Annotated in this window: 15 protein-coding genes; 10 read left to right on the forward strand and 5 right to left on the reverse strand. The window is 62.0% G+C overall.

All coding sequences use genetic code 11. The features are described 5' to 3' along the window. The first annotated feature begins 111 nt into the window (after positions 1-111). The 9 genes from AB4Z20_RS12325 to AB4Z20_RS12365 all read left to right on the forward strand — a co-directional run bounded on the left by AB4Z20_RS12325 (position 112) and on the right by AB4Z20_RS12365 (position 10876). Positions 112-2046, forward strand: a complete 1935-nt coding sequence (locus AB4Z20_RS12325) for a putative nucleotidyltransferase substrate binding domain-containing protein (protein ID WP_309475816.1) — start codon at positions 112-114, stop codon at positions 2044-2046. Then, positions 2043-2750, forward strand: coding sequence for a 3'-5' exonuclease (locus AB4Z20_RS12330; RefSeq protein WP_253470018.1), 708 nt, complete (start codon positions 2043-2045; stop codon positions 2748-2750). Before AB4Z20_RS12325 ends, AB4Z20_RS12330 begins: the two co-directional genes overlap by 4 nt. A gap of 224 nt (positions 2751-2974) precedes the next feature. Then, positions 2975-3493 (forward strand): RNA polymerase sigma factor, encoded by a 519-nt coding sequence (locus tag AB4Z20_RS12335; protein ID WP_053126008.1) that lies wholly within the window; start codon positions 2975-2977, stop codon positions 3491-3493. Next, on the forward strand, positions 3490-4464 hold the full coding sequence (locus tag AB4Z20_RS12340; RefSeq protein WP_253470019.1) for a FecR domain-containing protein: 975 nt from the start codon (positions 3490-3492) through the stop codon (positions 4462-4464). Before AB4Z20_RS12335 ends, AB4Z20_RS12340 begins: the two co-directional genes overlap by 4 nt. Before the next feature lie 230 nt (positions 4465-4694). Beyond that, positions 4695-7133, forward strand: a complete 2439-nt coding sequence (locus tag AB4Z20_RS12345) for a TonB-dependent siderophore receptor (RefSeq protein WP_253470021.1) — start codon at positions 4695-4697, stop codon at positions 7131-7133. A gap of 220 nt (positions 7134-7353) precedes the next feature. Further along, a complete protein-coding gene (locus AB4Z20_RS12350; RefSeq protein WP_442089992.1) occupies positions 7354-8484 on the forward strand; it encodes a PepSY-associated TM helix domain-containing protein in 1131 nt (376 codons plus the stop codon). Next, positions 8481-8660, forward strand: coding sequence for a hypothetical protein (locus AB4Z20_RS12355; protein ID WP_253470025.1), 180 nt, complete (start codon positions 8481-8483; stop codon positions 8658-8660). Before AB4Z20_RS12350 ends, AB4Z20_RS12355 begins: the two co-directional genes overlap by 4 nt. Before the next feature lie 204 nt (positions 8661-8864). Further along, a complete protein-coding gene (locus AB4Z20_RS12360) occupies positions 8865-10163 on the forward strand; it encodes an MFS transporter (RefSeq protein WP_253470027.1) in 1299 nt (432 codons plus the stop codon). 83 nt (positions 10164-10246) lie between these two features. Then, positions 10247-10876: a glutathione S-transferase gene (locus AB4Z20_RS12365; RefSeq protein ID WP_253470029.1), complete on the forward strand. Its 630-nt coding sequence runs from the start codon at positions 10247-10249 to the stop codon at positions 10874-10876. 183 nt (positions 10877-11059) lie between these two features. Here AB4Z20_RS12365 and creD read toward each other — a convergent pair whose 3' ends face one another. The 5 genes from creD to rloA2 form a co-directional block, all read right to left on the reverse strand. Then, entirely contained in the window at positions 11060-12433 is a 1374-nt protein-coding gene (gene creD / locus AB4Z20_RS12370) for a cell envelope integrity protein CreD (RefSeq protein WP_253470031.1), read from the reverse strand. Positions 12434-12487: 54 nt separating this feature from the next. Next, entirely contained in the window at positions 12488-13462 is a 975-nt protein-coding gene (locus AB4Z20_RS12375) for an alpha/beta hydrolase (RefSeq protein ID WP_442089996.1), read from the reverse strand. A 171-nt stretch (positions 13463-13633) separates the two neighbouring features. After that, on the reverse strand, positions 13634-15052 hold the full coding sequence (gene creC, locus AB4Z20_RS12380) for a two-component system sensor histidine kinase CreC (RefSeq protein ID WP_253470035.1): 1419 nt from the start codon (positions 15050-15052) through the stop codon (positions 13634-13636). Next, positions 15052-15732, reverse strand: a complete 681-nt coding sequence (gene creB / locus AB4Z20_RS12385; RefSeq protein ID WP_024618700.1) for a two-component system response regulator CreB — start codon at positions 15730-15732, stop codon at positions 15052-15054. Before creB ends, creC begins: the two co-directional genes overlap by 1 nt. Positions 15733-15801: 69 nt before the next feature. Further along, entirely contained in the window at positions 15802-16308 is a 507-nt protein-coding gene (rloA2, locus tag AB4Z20_RS12390) for a retropepsin-like aspartic peptidase RloA2 (RefSeq protein WP_024618699.1), read from the reverse strand. 341 nt (positions 16309-16649) lie between these two features. Here rloA2 and AB4Z20_RS12395 point away from each other — a divergent pair, with 341 nt between their 5' ends. After that, complete coding sequence (locus AB4Z20_RS12395; RefSeq protein ID WP_442089999.1) at positions 16650-17543, forward strand: acyltransferase; 894 nt, start codon at positions 16650-16652, stop codon at positions 17541-17543. Positions 17544-17565: the final 22 nt, after the last annotated feature.

Here is a 17565-nt window from a genome sequence, read left to right on the forward strand (position 1 = left end):
CCACCCCTAGGCGGCGACCTAGACTTACGTCCAATGGGCACTCCGCGCTGAGGGGCCGACCATGGGAGAACAGATCGACCACAACAATTCAAAAAAGACTGCGTAATGGTTATGAAAAAAGCGGACGCCTTCACCCAGGCAGGGAAAACCGCGGTGTTGCAAAACATCCAGGGGACACTGCAGTTTCTCCAGCGCTTCCCACCGTTCAACCAGATGGAAAACGCCCACCTGGCCTATCTGGTGGAGCAATGCCTGCTGCGTTTTTATGCGCCGGGCGAAACCATCATCAAACCAGCCGACGGCCCGGTGGAGCACTTCTACATCGTCAAGCAAGGCCGGGTGGTGGGCGAACGTCCGCATACGGCCAAGGGTGGTACCGAGACCACCTTCGAAATCACCACCGGCGAATGTTTCCCCCTAGCCGCGCTGCTGGGCGAACGAGCCACGCGCACCGAGCACCGGGCCGGCGAAGACACGTTCTGCCTGCAGTTGAACAAACTGGCCTTCATCAAGCTGTTCGCCCTGTCCGGCCCGTTTCGCGACTTCGCCCTGCGTGGGGTCAGCAGCCTGCTCGACCAGGTCAACCAACAGGTCCAGCAAAAGTCGGCGCAAACCCTGGGCACCCAGTACTCCCTCAACACGCGGCTGGGCGAACTAGCGATGCGCCATCCAGTCAGTTGCAGCCCGGACACGCCGCTGCGCGAAGCCGTGAAGCTGATGCACGACCAGCAGGTCGGCAGCATCGTGGTGGTGAATGAACAGAAAGCCCCGGTGGGAATTTTCACCTTGCGCGACCTGCGGCAGGTGGTGGCCGATGGGTCCGGGGATTTTTCCCAAGCCATCGTAGGACACATGACTCAGGCACCGTTTTTCCTCTCGCCGGACCACAGCGCCTTCGACGCGGCCATCGCCATGACCGAACGGCACATCGCCCACGTCTGCCTGGTCAAGGACCAACGCCTGTGTGGCGTGGTGTCGGAGCGCGATCTGTTTTCCTTGCAGCGCGTCGACCTGGTGCACCTGGCCCGGACCATCCGCAACGCGCCCAGGGTGGAAAACCTCGTGGCCCTGCGCGGCGAGATCGGGCAACTGGTGGAGCGCATGCTGGCCCACGGCGCGTCGTCGACCCAGATCACCCACATCATCACCCTGCTCAACGATCACACCGTGTGCCGGGTCATCGAGCTGACCCTGATCGACAGAGGTGACCCAGGCGTGCCGTTCAGTTGGCTGTGCTTTGGCAGTGAAGGCCGGCGCGAACAAACCCTGCACACCGACCAGGACAACGGCATTTTGTTCGAGGCCCGGGACGCCGCCCATGCCGCGCAGATCCGCGGCCTGCTGCTACCCATCGCCCAGCAGATCAACCAGAGCCTGGCCTTGTGCGGCTTCACCTTGTGCAAGGGCAACATCATGGCCGGCAACCCCGAGCTGTGCCTGTCCCGCGCTGAATGGGCCCGGCGTTTTTCGGCTTTCATTCGCGAAGCAACCCCGGAAAACCTGCTGGGCTCGAGCATCTATTTCGACCTGCGGGTGGTCTGGGGCGATGAGCAAGGTTGCGAGCAGTTGCGCCGGCAGGTCCTCGATCAAGTGGCCGACAATCGTTTGTTCCAGCGCATGATGGCCGACAACGCGCTGCGTCATCGCCCGCCCGTGGGGCGTTTCAGGGATTTCGTACTGAGTCGCAAGAGCGGCGAAAAGGCCACCCTCGACCTGAAAGTGCAAGGCCTGACGCCCTTCGTCGACGGCGCTCGTCTGCTGGCGCTGGCCAACGGCATCGAAGCCAACAATACCCTGGAACGCTTGCGGCAATTGGTCGAAAAGCAAGTGATCGAACCGCTCGATGGCGCAGCCTACGAAGAGGCCTATCACTTCATCCAACAGACCCGCATGCAGCAACACCAATTGCAAACCCGCGAGAACCTGCCCTATTCCAACCGCGTCGACCCCGACAGCCTCAACCATCTGGACCGACGCATCCTGCGCGAATCCCTGCGCCAGGCCCAACGCCTGCAAAGCAGCCTGACCGTGAGGTATCAGCTGTGAGCATTTTTTCCTGGTTGCGCCCAGCCCAGCCAATGTTGTCCGAAGACATGCAAAGGCGCCTGGAACGCCTGCCGACGGCTTCGGCCTTGGGTGAAGGCGAGCTGCGGGAACAACGCTGGGTCGTGCTGGACCTGGAAACCACCGGGTTGAACCTGAACAAGGACCAGGTGCTGTCCATCGGCGCGGTGGTCATCGAAGACGGCGCCATCGACTTCAGCCAGCAGTTCGAACGCACCCTGCAATGCGATAAGCAGAAACTCGGGCCCAGTGTGCTGATCCATGGCCTGGCGCCCAGCGCCATTGCCGCCGGCAGCGACCCGGCCGAGGCGCTGCTGGCGTTCATGGAGTTCGTCGGCGACAGTCCGCTGCTGGCCTTTCATGCGCCGTTCGATTCCCACATGCTCGGGCGTGCGTTGAAAGACTACCTGGGTTATCGCCTGCAGCATTCATTTCTCGACGTGGCGGACCTGGCCCCGATGCTTTGCCCCCAGGCTAACCTGCGCAAGTCGGGCCTGGACGAGTGGATCGACTGGTTCAAGCTGCAAGTCTTCGACCGCCACAACGCCAGTGCCGATGCCCTGGCCACGGCAGAACTGGCGCTGATCCTGTTCAGCCGCGCCCGCCAGCAACAGATCCTGAGCCCGCTTGACCTGCAACAACGCCTGAGCCAGTGGAAACGGCGACAGCAGGCGCCTTCGCTCTAAATCCTCTGCTCCGAGGGTGGTTTACCTGTGGGAGCAAGGCTTGCCCGCGATGGCATCGCCTGGTTTGACAGCCAAACCGAGTCGCCTGCATCGCGGGCAAGCCTTGCTCCCACAGATTCATTAGACCCACAGATCGGGTCCCGACCAGCGCCAATTGCTTTCCCGCCTCCGCCTCTGCCACAATCGCGAACAATTCTCGTTACTTAAAACGTCGGTGATGCTTGGTGTCGTCAGTCCCCAGTCCTCATAGTGATTTGGTTGGTGCGTTGTACCGCGACCATCGCGCTTGGCTATTGGCCTGGCTGCGACGCAACGTGGCGTGTGCGCACCGGGCCGAGGACCTGAGCCAGGACACTTTCGTGCGCTTGCTGGGTCGCGAGGAGCTGAAGGCGCCCCGCGAGCCACGGGCGTTTCTGGTGGCCATCGCCAAGGGCCTGCTGTTCGATTATTTCCGTCGAGCGGCATTGGAGCAGGCCTACCTCACCGAACTGATGCTGATCCCCGAGGCCGAGCAACCCTCGGTGGAAGAACAGCAAATCATCCTCGAAGACCTCAAGGCCATCGATCGCCTGCTCGGCAAACTGTCGAGCAAGGCCCGCGCAGCCTTCCTCTATAACCGCCTCGACGGCCTCGGCCACGCCGAAATTGCCGAGCGCCTGGGGGTTTCGGTGCCACGCGTACGGCAGTACCTGGCCCAAGGCATCCGACAGTGCTACATCGCACTTTATGGTGAGCCGACATGAGCCTGGCCCATGCCAAACCGGTCTCGGCCAGCGTGCTGGATGCTGCCATTGCCTGGCAGTTGTCCCTGGACTCGAGCAGTGCCCAGGAGCGTGAAGCCTTCGCCCAATGGCATGCCGCCGACGAAGAACACGCCCGGGCCTGGCGGCAGCTGGGCATGCTTGACCAGCGCTTCAGTGTGGCCAACGGACCGGCGCGCGCCGCGTTGCTGCAATCGCGGGTGAGCATTCGCCGCCGGCTACGCAAGGTCAGCAGCGGCCTGGCCAGCGTTATCGCGGTCATCGGCCTGGCGCTGTTTGCCGGCGATCGTTACCTGCCGCTGGATTACTGGCTGGCCGATCAGCGCACCGCGACAGGCGAACAGCGCACCCTGCGCTTGGCCGACGGCACGCTGATCAACCTCAACACCCACAGTGCCCTGGACGTGCGTTTCGATGACAAGCAGCGCCGCATCGTCCTGCAGGAAGGCGAGATCCTGGTGGAAACCGGTCACGACGACCCGCGCCCGTTCATCGTCGAGACCCGTGAAGGCAGCCTGCGCGCCTTGGGCACACGGTTCCTGGTCAAGCGTGAAGACGAAGGCACGCGCCTGAGCGTGTTGAAATCCGCTGTGGCCGCGCATCCGCAGGCCACGGACAAGGAACAGATCCTGCGCGAAGGCCAACAAGTGCTGATGCGCCGCGACGGACTCGGGCCGACCATTGCCCTGAACCCCGGCGCCGATGCCTGGACCCGCGGCATGCTGGTGGTGGACAACGCGCGCCTTGAAGACCTGGTCCACGAACTGGGGCGTTACCGGCATGGCTACTTGGGGGTTGTGCCACAAGTGGCAGACCTGCGCATCACCGGCAGTTTCCCGCTGCACGACACCGACCTGGCCTTGACCGCCCTGCTGCCGACCTTGCCGGTGCAGGTCGAGCATCACACGCGGTGGTGGGTGGTGGTGGGGCCACGGGCTGAAGCCAAGCCCTGACGACGTTGTGTCAGTGATGGACTCATCGCGAGCAAGCTCGCTCCCACATTGATCGGGTGGGCCACGAGTCATCCTGTGGGAGCGAGCTTGCTCGCGATGAGGCCACTCGCCCCACCACAAATCCACCACCAGCAAAACGAATCTAAATTATTTTCATCCACCCCTATCACTTTCCAATTTTCATCCGGCACCCAGGCAATTGAGAAATATTTCCATTCAGGAGCCGCCGTATGTCCCGCCCGCTAGACACCCTGTTGCGCCCCAGCCTGTTGGCAATCGCCATTGCCTTCGCCACTCCCTTCGCCAGCGGCCCGCTACTGGCCGCCGAACAGGCCTCGAGCGTGCGCACCTACAACCTGCCTGCCGCACCACTGGCCAGCACCCTGAACCAGATCGCCAGCCAGGCCGGTCTCGCCCTGAGCCTGAATCCGTCCCTGGCCTCGGGCAAGACCTCCGCCCCGGTCCAGGGCCAGTTCGACGCCACGGGCGCATTGCGCGAGGCCTTGCGCGGTACTGGTCTGCAACTGGAGCAAAGCGGCGCCGGCACCTACAGCCTGGTGGCGGTGCCTGAAGGCGTCATGGCCTTGCCGGAAACCAGCGTGATCGGTGCAGGCCTCAGCGAAACCGCGTGGGGCCCGACCGAGGGCTACGTCGCCACCCGCACCGCCGCCGGGACCAAGACGGATACGCCGATTGTCGAACTGCCGCGTTCAGTCTCGGTGGTCACGCGCCAGCAGATGGAAGACCGTTCGGTCCTCAACCTCAATGACGCCCTGCGCTACACCGCCGGTGTGCAGAGCAGCGGCTACGGCTCGGATTCGCGCAACGACTGGCTGTTGGTCCGTGGCTTCATACCGACCCAATTCCTCGATGGCCTGCCGCTGCCCAAGGGCAACTACATCACCCCGAAAATCGAGCCCTGGAACCTTGAGCGCATCGCCGTGCTGCGTGGCCCGGCCTCTTCGGTCTACGGCCAGACGCCCCCGGGCGGCATGCTGGACATGGTCAGCCGTCGGCCACAGGTCGAAAGCAGCAATGAAGTCGAGTTGCAGGCCGGCAGCTACGAACACAAACAGATCAATTTCGACAGCACCGGCAAGGTCGATGACGAAGGCCAGTTCCTCTATCGGCTCAGCGGCACCGTGCGCGACAGCAATTCCCAGGTCGATCACATCCCGGACAAGCGCTACAACCTCGCGCCAAGCCTGACCTGGAACATCAACGACGACACCCGCCTGACCTTCCTGTCCCAGTACACCCGTGACGACACCGGCATCACCGGGCAGTTCTTGCCGTTGCAGGGCACCAAGCTCTCCTCGCCAGCGGGCAAGATTTCCCACCACAAGAACCTCGGCGACCCGGACTGGGAATTCTACGACCGTACCTACTACGCCCTCGGCTATGCGTTTGAACATCGCCTCAACGACACCTGGCAGTTCCGCCAGAACCTGCGCTACACCAAGAGCGACCTGGAAACCCAAGGCATTTCCGCTGGCGGGCAATTCTGGCCGGCGGGGCCTGAGGAAGCGGTGAGCGCCGATGGCACCGTCAAGCGCAGTGCCAGCGTCATTGACGAAGACATCAGCCAGTTCGCCGTGGACAACAATTTCCAGGCCGATTTCCAGACCGGTACCCTCAGCCACACCCTGCTGCTGGGCCTGGACCACCAGCGCTCCAACAGCAATTCGCGCTGGCTGTGGGGCTCGACCGGCGTGCCGACCAGCAACATCCACAACCCGATCTACGGACAGGATTTCTCCAACGTCCAGTACTTCACCATGTACGACTACAACCAGAAAACCAACCAGACCGGCCTGTACGTCCAGGACCAGATCGCCCTGGATAACTGGCGCCTGACCCTCGGTGGTCGTGAAGACTGGATTCATACCGGCACCGAGTTCCACAACCAGAACAATGTCACCAACACCCAGCGCGACAAGAAATTCAGCGGCAACGCGGCGTTGAGCTACGTCTTCGACAACGGTGTGACGCCCTACATTTCCTTCGCCCAGTCGTTCCAGGCAGCAGCGGGTTCAACCGTCAACAGCACCGAAGCGTTCAAACCCACCGAAGGCGAACAATACGAAGCGGGTATCAAGTACCAGCCACCCGGCACCAAGACCCTGCTGACCGCTGCGGTGTTCGACCTGACCCAGAAAAACAACTCCGTCACCGAAAACAACGTCACCCGCCAGGTGGGCGAAGTCCAGGTACGTGGCCTGGAACTGGAAGCCTCGGGCGACGTGACCGACAACCTCAAGCTCATCGGTTCCTACACCTACAACGACAGCGAAATCACCAAGGGCACGGCGGCGGAAAAAGGCAAGCGCATGGCCCAGGTCCCGCGCAACCAGGCCACCGCCTGGGCGGACTACACCTGGCATAACGGCCCGCTGGATGGCTTCGGTGTCGGCGCCGGTGTGCGTTATGTCGGCGACACCTACGGCAACACCACCAACACCGACTGGGGTCATGTCGGGTCCTACACCGTGTACGACGCCTCGGCCCATTACGACCTGGGCCGTCTGAACAAGACCCTCAAGGGGGTCACGGTGGCGGTGGACGCGAAGAACCTCTTCAACAAGGACTATCTGTCCACTTGCGACGGCTTCTACTGCTACTACGGCGACCAACGCAACGTCGTCGCCAGCGTGAATTACAAATGGTAAACGGTTGGCATTTGCATAAACCTTTTGAGGGCGCTCAGTTGGCAAAGCTGTTCATGTAAGGAAAACCGTGGCGAGGGAGCTTGCTCCCGCTGGGCTGCGTAGCAGCCCCAAAAGCTTGGGATCGCTGCGCAATCCAGCGGGAGCAAGCTCCCTCGCCACAATGGCTGTCCCCAATGAACAGCGATATAGCCCCAGTGGCCCTCTTGCATCCGGATCGCTCATGAAAAGCAAAACCATCCGCCGCTGGTCCTTCGTCCACACCTGGACCAGCCTGATCTGCACGGTGTTCCTGCTGATGCTGGCGATCACCGGGCTGCCGTTGATCTTCCACCATGAAATCGAACACCTGCTGGGCGATGCCCCGCAGCTTCGGGAAATGCCCGCCGAGACGCCGCCGCTGGACCTGCAGCAACTGGTGGAAAAAGCCAAGGCCCATCGCCCGGGTGAAGTGGTCCAGTATTTTGGCTGGGACGATGACGATCCCAACGGCGTCATCACCATCATGGCGCCGACACCGGGCACCGAACCCAATTCCTCCCACACCTTCATGCTCGATGGGCGTACCGGCGAGGCCCTGGAAATGCCCTCGGCCAATGGCGGTTTCATGATGGTGATGCTGCGCCTGCACGTGGACCTGTTCGCCGGGCTGCCGGGCAAGTTGCTGCTGGCATTCATGGGGCTGCTGTTCGTGATTGCCATCGTCTCCGGGGTGGTCCTGTACCTGCCGTTCATGCGCCGCTTGAAGTTCGCCACGGTGCGCCAGGACAAATCCACGCGCCTGCGCTGGCTCGACCTGCACAACCTGATCGGCGTGGTCACACTGGTCTGGGCGCTGACCGTGGGCGTCACTGGCGTGATCGCCGCGTGCGCCGACCTGATCATCGCCGCGTGGCGCAACGACAGCCTCAGCGCCATGGTCGAACCCTACCGCGACGCCCCGCCGCTGACCCAACTGGCGCCGGCCACCCGGCTGCTGGACATCGCCAAGGACGTCGCGCCGGGCATGGAGCCGAGTTTCATCGCCTTCCCCGACACGCTGTTCTCCAGCGAGCACCACTACAGCGTCTTCATGAAGGGTGACACCCACCTGACCTCGCACCTGCTCACGCCGGTGCTGATCGATGCCACTACCCTGGACGTCACCGCCGTCGCCGAACGGCCGTGGTACATGGACGTCATGAGTCTGTCCCTGCCGCTGCACTTCGGCGACTACGGTGGCCGGCCGATGCAGATCTTCTGGGCAACTCTCGATGTACTGACCATCATCGTCCTCGGCAGCGGCGTTTACCTGTGGCTGGTGCGACGCAAAGCGGCCAAGCGTCCGACCGTTGGTGCGCAGGTCCTCTCGTGAGGCCTCGGCAATCGAGTTTCTGGAAGGTGTTTGGTATTCCCGTGGTGATCGGCGTTCTTTGCGCCGCCGGGCTCTTCAGTGCATTGCTGGGTGACGGTGTGTGGGACGCCGTCAGTTGGCTGGGGTTGGGCATCCCCTCCGTGTTGGCGGTGTGGGGACTGATCCCTCGCCGCTGAGTCATCCGGGCGCGCATTTGCCAAAGTGAGCGCCCGCCCTCCTCGTCATACGACAACCGCAGACACGCCGGTTGTTTCAGACCGCCCAGCCTTTGACATATTTGTTGACAAATTATTCCTTGCCCTCCTATAAAGGCGCATGTTGTACGACAACCTACAACACAACATGCGACACCAAATCCAAAAATAATTGATGGTGAAGTGATGAAAATCAAAGGCATCCGCTGGTGGATGGTTGGCCTGGTCACGGCCGGCCTGATGGTCAACTACCTGGCTCGCAATACCCTCTCGGTGGCCGCTCCCACCCTGATGAGCGAAATGAACATCTCCACCGAGCAGTATTCCCACATCGTCGTGGCCTGGCAGATCTGCTACGCGTTGATGCAACCGGTGGCCGGCTACATCATCGACGCCATCGGCACCAAGATGGGTTTCGCCATTTTCGCGTTCGCCTGGTCCATCGCCTGTGCCGCAGCGGCCATGGCATCGGGCTGGCAGGGCCTGGCATTTTTCCGCGGGCTGCTTGGCCTGACGGAAGCCGCCGGGCTGCCGGCTGCGGTAAAGACCTCTACCGAATGGTTCCCGGCCAAGGAACGCTCGGTGGCCATCGGCTGGTTCAACATCGGTTCCTCAATCGGCGCCGTGCTGGCTCCGCCGCTCGTGGTCTGGGCGATCCTGAACAGTGGTTGGGAGCTGGCGTTCCTGATCGTTGGCGGCCTGGGCGTGGCCTGGACGTTTCTCTGGCTGATCTTCTACAAGCATCCGCGCGACCAGAAGCTCCTGGGCGACACCGAGCGTGATTACATTCTCAGCGGCCAGGAAGCGCACTTCCAAGACCCGACGCCGAAGAAAGGCAGCTGGAAACGCATCATCGCCAGCCGCAACTTCTACGCCATCGCCAGCGCCCGGATCCTCTCCGAGCCGGCCTGGCAAACGTTCAACGCCTGGATCCCGCTGTACCTGATGACCGAGCGGCACATGAACATCAAGGAGATCGCAATGTTCGCCTGGCTGCCGTTCCTGGCCGCCGACCTGGGTTGCGTGCTGGGCGGTTACCTGAGCCCGTTCTTCCATAAATACTGCAAGGTGTCGCTGTTTACCTCGCGCAAAATGGTCCTGCTGTTCGGGGCGTCCTGCATGATCGGCCCAGCCTGCATCGGCCTGGTCGCCAGCCCTTACACCGCCATCGCCCTGCTGTGCGTCGGCGGTTTTGCCCACCAGACCCTGTCCGGCGCGCTGTACGCCATCACGTCCGATTCGTTCGGCAAGAATGAAGTCGCCACCGCCACCGGCATGGGCGGGATGTTCGGTTACCTGGGCGCCGCCGCCTTCACGCTGCTGTTCGGCGTCATGGTGACCAAGATCGGCTACAGCCCACTGTTCGTGCTGCTGGCAATCTTCGATATCATCGCCGCATTCATCGTCTGGACTGTCGCCCGGGAACTCAAGCACCAACCGGCAACGCCGTCGTCCGAGCCGCAAGCATTGCAACCGGCCGTCTGAGGCACCTTGCGGCCGGGCCCCTTCGGCTCGGTCGCACGAAAGCGCTATGCTGCGCAGCAAGCCCCACTGATCGAGACGTTGCCATGTCCACCCCCAGCATGACGCTGTTCCACAACCCCGCTTCGCCCTTCGTTCGCAAGGTCCTGGTGCTGCTGCACGAAACCGGCCAGCAAGACCGCGTGGCGTTGCAGCTCAGCCAGCTCTCGCCGGTCAAGCCGGACCGGGCGCTGATCGATGACAACCCGTTGAGCAAGATCCCGGCCCTGCGCCTGGCCAACGGAACGGTGATCCATGACAGCCGCGTCATCCTCGACTACCTCGATCACCAGCACGTCGGCAACCCGCTGATCCCCCGGGACGGTGCAGCACGCTGGCGGCGCCTGACACTGGCCTCCTTGGCCGATGGGATCATGGATGCGGCCGTGATGATCCGCTACGAAACCGCGCTACGCCCTGTGGAAAAACACTGGGACGAATGGCTCGATGCGCAACGGGACAAGATTCGCCGGGCCCTGGGCATGCTCGAAGCCGAAGCGATTGCCGAGCTGGCCTGCCACTTCGACGTGGCCTCCATCAGCGCGGCCTGTGCCTTGGGCTACCTCGACCTGCGCCATCCGGACCTGGAATGGCGCAAGGCCAATCCGCAACTGGCGGCGTGGTTTGCCGAGGTCAGTCTGCGGCCTTCGATGATTGAGACGGTGCCCAGGGTTTAGCTTTGCGTTAGCTGTGCCGGCCTTATCGCGAGCAAGCTCGCTCCCACAGGGGACCGTGGCGCTCTTTGTGGGAGCGAGCTTGCTCGCGATGGCAGCGCACCGGATCCAGCGGAAACAACCCAGCAATCTGCATCACCAACACGTCCCGCACCCGCTGATCCTCACGCAACCCCAGCGACCGGCTCATTTCACCTCTCCCAGATCAAAGCTCATCGCCGCCGCCGGCTTCGCGCCAACCCCGTACCAGTCCAGCTTGCGGGTCAGCACCATGAATACGCCCAGCAGGCCGAACAGCAACAGCGAGCCCATCAACAGCGCGTAGTCCTCGGCGCTCAACAGGCCGTAGAGCAAACCGTACAAGCCCGCCAGCCCTGCCGAGAATCCCAGGCCGTGGCTCACGCTGCGCAACACATGGCAGACATAGAACCCGATCAGCAATACACAGGCACTGGCCGACACCAAGTACGCCAGGGTGAAACCGATGTGCTCCGACAGCGACAACAGCAGCAGGTAAAAGAATGCCAGCGCCACGCCCACCAAGGCGTACTGGACCGGGTGCACCGCCAGGCTCTTGAGTACCTCGAAAAGGAAGAAGCCGGCGAAGGTCAGGGCGACAAACAGCAGCGCATATTTGATCGCCCGGTCGCTCTTGAGGTACTGGTCCACCGGGTCGATGAAGCTCACCCCGAAGGCCCGGCTGCGGAACGCTTCACAGCTATCGCTCGGTTCGCAGGCTTGCAGCGTTTCCAGGAGGTTGGTGGAGAAAAACGACGTCTGCCAGTCGGCACTGAAACCCTGCTCATTGATTTCACGATTGGTGGGCAAGTAGTTGCCGATGAAGCTCGGATGCGGCCAGTCAGCCGACAGGTGCACCTTGGTGGATTTGCCCACTGGCAGAATCTGGAACTCGCCAGTGCCTTGCAGGCGCAGGTCGAAACCGAAGATCAACTCAGGGCCGCCCTGGGCGGTGATCATCGGCAGCGGCACATGCACACCCTGCCCCAGCCAGCCGAGCCGCGAGCCAGGCAGGAAGTCGACGGTCTGCTGGTTGAGTGTCAGGGTCAGCGCATTCTCGATGCCACGAATATCGCTGATGCCGACGCTCAGGTACGGCTCGTCGAAGCGGTAATCGGCAAAATCCTTAGCAGCAACACCGTAGCGCTCAGGCACCTTGAAGCGGCCATCGATCCGGTTATCGGCATGGAACAAGCGCGCTTCGTAGATGCCCCGGGCACGGGTTTCGGTGCGGATCTGGCCGTCGAGTTCAAACTGCTCCGGTAAAAAATACAACTCACCCGCTCGCTCGACGGTTTCCAGGAAACGCACGCCGGTCTTCTCGTTGGTATTCCAGACCTTCACACTCTTGCGAAACGGCACCACGATCATCGGCCCGATCAGTTGCTGGTTGTAGCTGGAGCTGCGGGCGATGTCCTGCAGCACACCGTCACGCAGTTCCTGGCGCTCATCAATGAGCCCGTTGATCATCAACAACGGGATCATCAACAAGAGAATCAATAGGGCGATCATGCCCAGTTTTATGGCGAGACTGCGGTTCATGTGGGGCTCTCCCTGTTCGAATGAGGGAGAGTCTGGGGTGGCTGTGTGTTGGGCTTATGGAGCGATTGTGGAGATTGTGTGGAGACAGCCATCGTCGTGTCGAGCACGAACGCCGGCATCCGCCACGTCCACGGCCTGGAAAGCTTCGCGCAGGGAATCCTCCATCAGCTGCCAGGCCTCCTCGGCTGACTCGTCCGGTCCCAGGTGGGTGAACATATGGTCGCAGCCTTCAAACATTCGCTGGCGCACCGGCACGCCGGCCTGGCGCAACTTCTCGGCGTAGGCCTCGCCTTCGGCACGCAAGATATCGTATTGCGCCGTGATCACCGTGGCAGCCGGCATCCCCGCCAGCGCCTCGACCGGCGCCAACAGGGGTGAGGCCAACGGATCGAGCGCCTGTGCCGGATTGCTCAGGTAGCAGCTGTTGAAGAAGCGCATCAGGCCGGCATTGAGCAGTGGCCGGGCACTGGTGGACGTTTTCAAGGCGGGGTCCTGGTGCAGATCCAGCGCCGCATAGTCGATCAACTGATGCACCACCTTCAACGCCTGGTGCCCTCGCGCCAGGCCCGCCACGGCGGCGGCCAGATTACCGCCGGCGCTATGGCCGCCGACTGCGAAACGCTGAGGATCGATACCCAGCGTTTCGGCTTCGCTGGCCAGCCATTCGAGCACCGCGAAGCACTGCCGCGGGCCTGCGGGGAAGGCGTGCTCTGGCGCCAGCACATAGTCGAGATTGACCACCAGGCAGTTCAGGTTATGGGCCAGTCGACGGCAATAGCTGTCGTCGTGTTCGGGCGTCCCGGCAACAAAGCCACCGCCATGGAAATTCAAGTACACCGGCAGCTTTGCCGAGGACTGCGAATGGGGCCAGTAAAACAGCGCCCGCGCAGCCCCCCAAGGCGTCGGGATGGTTTGCTCGACAACGGCGCGCAACGGAAACAACGCAGCGTCGTAGGTAAACTTCGCCTTCATTCTCTTGGCGAAGGCGCGCAACAACTTGGCCTGCAGTTTTTGCCAGAGGCTCACCATGCTCATGCTCCCGGTTGTGTATCCACGAATAGGACCAGCCGACCGAAAGTCATCTCGCCGTAAGGCATGGCTTGCTGACAGGTCTACAAAATTGTTCGCCGGTGCTGAGGGGAAATTAAACCTAAAAAATGGTTATGTAAATTAATCAATAACAAGATTAATCAAATTCCCTCAAGGCAACCTCAGCACCACCTCAACCCCACCCTCGACATTGCCAATACTGAATTGCCCCCCATGCAACTGCACCACTTCTTCCACGAAGTTGAGCCCCAGGCCAGTGCTCTTGCGGCCGCTGTCCGGGCGCGGCAGGGAGTAGAAACGCTCGCTCAGGCGTGGCAGTGCGTAGTCGGGAATCGGCGCGGCCTGATTGAACAGGCGGATCTCGACGCGATTCCCGTTGCGCTCGGCGCTGATACGCAGCCGACCGTTGACGGGGGTGAAGTCCAGGGCGTTTTCCAGCAGATTGCCCAAGGCCTGGCGCAACAGGAACGGCTCACCGGTCAGCGTCAGGTCGGTAGCGATGTGCTGCTCAACCGTCAACTGGCGACTTTCAATCCAGCCGCCACGCGCTTCCAGCAGCTCGTCCATCAACGCCGCCAGCGGCACCGCGACTTCTTCTTCCAACCCCTGGCGCTGCTCGATCTGGGCCAGGTTGAGCAAGCGTTCGATCAATTGCTGCATTCGCACGCTTTCGTTGTCGATGTTACTGACGAAGCGCTGGTGCTGGGCCGCGGGCATGTCGCTTTGCAGCAGTTCGGCGGCGCCACGAATCGCCGCCAGCGGGCTCTTGAGTTCGTGGGTGAGCGTGTGCACGTAACGCTCGACGTAGGCCTTGCCTTCCAGTTGCGTGCGCATGCGCTCCACGGCACCGGCCAGTTGCTCGAACTCGCCACCACGATAATGCGGCACCTCCACCCGACGCCCCTGGCTGACCGCCTGGGCGTAGATCGTCAAACGCCGCAGTGCCGCGCTGAGCCACCAGGACAACAAGCCGCCCAGCAACAAGCCCAGGGCGACCAAGCCGGCGCCATAGATCAACAGGCGCCGCTCGGTGCGATCGACATAAGGCTGCAAGGAGCTGTTGGGCTTGGCGACGGTGACGACCCCAATGATGCGGCCGTTGTCGCGAATCGGTGCGCCGACGTGCATCACCGAAGACGTCGGATCATCGGCAATGCTGCGAGTCGAGCGAGCGCCGTAGTGGCCGCGCAGGGTCAGGTAAACGTCGTTCCAGCGCGAATAATCCTGGCCCACCGCCACGCCACTGGAGTCGAGCACCACGATGCCGTTGGCATCGGTGACATAGATGCGATGGCTGACCTGGTTTTTCGGCAAGCCCCAGATCGTCGCCGCCGGCTGGCGCTCGCCGTAGGCCTTGAGCAACTGCGGCCAGCGATTCTGGTTGAGGGTGCCGGCCTTGAAATCGTCCCGCAGGATCTCGGCCATCAGGTTGGCGGTGTCCACCAGGGTTTCTTCGGTGGACTGGCGCACGCCGGGGCGGATCTCCTCCATGACCGTGTTGAGCACGAAATAACCGGTCAAGGCGATAAACAGCACATACACCAGGAAAATCCGGATCCCCAGCGACATCAGCTGTGCCCCGGGCTGTAGCTGTAGCCCAGGCCCCGATGCGTCTGGATCGGCTCAGCCTCGGCCCGGACCAGGCGCAGCTTGGCGCGCACGCTCTTGATGTGGCTGTCGATGCTGCGCTCGTAGCCGGCATCGCTGGCCACGCCCAGGGCATCGAGCAGTTGCTCACGGCTGAAGACCCGCTCGGGTTGCTCCAGCAGACAATTGAGCAGGCGGAACTCGTGACGGGTGAGGTTCAGCGGTGTGCCGCGATAGTTGATCTGCACACGATCGGCATCAACCTGAAACAACGCCGTGCCCACCTCCGCCGCCGGACGCGGCGCCACGCGCTTGAGGATCGCCCGGACCCTGGCCGCCACTTCGCGGGGGCTGAAAGGCTTGACCACGTAATCGTCGGCACCGATCTCCAGGCCCACGATCCGGTCGATCTCGCCATCCCGGGCTGTCAGAAAGATGACCGGAACGTCGCTGAAACGTCTGAGATTTTTACAAGTCTCGAATCCGCTGATATCCGGCAGGCCCACATCGAGAATGATCAGGTCCGCCGGGGTGTTTTTCTGGTGTTCGAGGGCGGCTGCGCCAAGGCTCAGCCAAGTGGTGTCAAACCCCTCCCCTTGCAGGGCAAACACCAGCGTATCGGCGATGGCGGCTTCGTCTTCGACAATCAGGATATGAGGCATGACTTGCGGGCCCGGCAGTAAAGTTGCCGGAACGGTGCCGCAAGCCTTGGGGTACGTCAATCAGGGAAATCAGCAGTCCGGCTTATCCGCCGTAAACCGCCGCGCCGGGTTCACCGCCGCCCCGAACTCACGCAACGCCTTCGCGCCAATCAGCAACGGGTAATTGAAACTGCTGCGATCGGTCAGGTTGACCTCGACCGTGCGCTTGACGTTACCCAGGCACAACTCCAGATCGACCACCGGGCGCTTGGTGGGCGCGATCTTTTCGTCGTCCTCTTCATCTTCCTCGGAACGGGTCTTGATCTTGCTGATGCGCGCGATCTTGTGCTCATAGACCTTGTTGCTCGCATCCTTGGTCGCCAGGCGGAACCGCACCCAGTCATCACCGTCACGGGTGAAGGTTTCGATGTCCTTGGCCGACAGCGAGGCGGTCAGGGCGCCGGTGTCCATCTTGGCCTTGAGCACTTCGCCACCGATTTCCGGCAGCGCAATGTATTCGTAGCGCCCGTACAGGGTTGGCTCGGCGGCCAGCACTGGAAGAGCCACCAGGGAAAGCAGGGCTAGAAGGGATTTCATGCAATAGGGCTTCCATTGTGGGAGTGGGGTTTTAGACCGTGGCCAACGAATTCGTTCGGTTAAACATCCCTGTGGCGAGGGAGCTTGCTCCCGCTCGGCCCTTGTAGGAGCTGTCGAGTGAAACGAGGCTGCGATCTTTCCAAAGACACTTGAGTCCGAAGCGAAAGATCAAAAGATCGCAGCCTTCGGCAGCTCCTACACAGCCGAGCGAGAGCAGTCTCTGACCACAAAAAGCACTCCCAACCTACCCTAGCCCAAGTGAAACTTTCGTCCACACCGATTTGGCCTGCCGCCCGAAGCTTGCTTATCATGGCCCGCCCACCTGTTTGCAAGAGTCATCTATGCGCCGCCTGCTCACCGGCTGTTTCGTCACGCTGCTGTTATTGCTCAACACCCTGGTGCTGTTCGGGCCGCTGATGGTGTTCGCCGTGCTCAAACTGATCCTGCCCGGGCGCTTTCGCGACTATGCCTCGTGGGCGGTGATGTGGATCGCCGAGACCTGGGCCGAGATCGACAAGCTGATCTTTGCCCTGTGCATCCCCACCCACTGGGACATCCGCGGCGGCGCGGACCTGCGTGGCGATACGTCTTACCTGGTGATCAGCAATCACCAATCCTGGGTAGACATCCCCGCCCTCGTCCAGACCCTCAACCGGCGTACGCCGTTCTTCAAGTTCTTCCTCAAGAAAGAACTGATCTGGGTGCCATTCCTGGGGCTGGCCTGGTGGGCCTTGGATTACCCGTTCATGAAGCGCTACACCAAGGCGTTCCTGGCAAAAAACCCGGAACTGGCCGGCAAGGACCTGGAAATCACCAAGGCCGCCTGCGAGCTGTTCAAGCGTCAACCGGTCACCGTGGTCAACTACCTCGAAGGCACCCGCTTCACCGCCGCCAAAAGCCAACAACAGCAATCCCCCTTCACCCACCTGCTCAAGCCCAAGGCCGGTGGCGTGGCGTTCGTGCTGGCGGCCATGGGCGGACAGCTGGACGCGGTGCTGGACGTGACAGTGGTCTATCCGCAGCAACGCATCCCCGGGTTCTGGGACTTGATCAGCGGCGCGGTGCCCAGGGTCATCATCGACATCCAGACCCGCGAGCTGGACCCTACGCTCTGGCAGGGCGACTACGAAAACGACCCGGAGTTTCGCCAGCAGGTGCAGGATTGGGTTAATCAGCTCTGGACTGAAAAGGACCGACGCATCGCCCAATTGCGCAACGAAAGGAGTGGAACCTAACAGTTCTGATAGTAGGCAGCGG

It is taken from the genome of Pseudomonas sp. KB_12, assembly GCF_052114545.1.
Lineage (GTDB): Bacteria > Pseudomonadota > Gammaproteobacteria > Pseudomonadales > Pseudomonadaceae > Aquipseudomonas > Aquipseudomonas brassicacearum.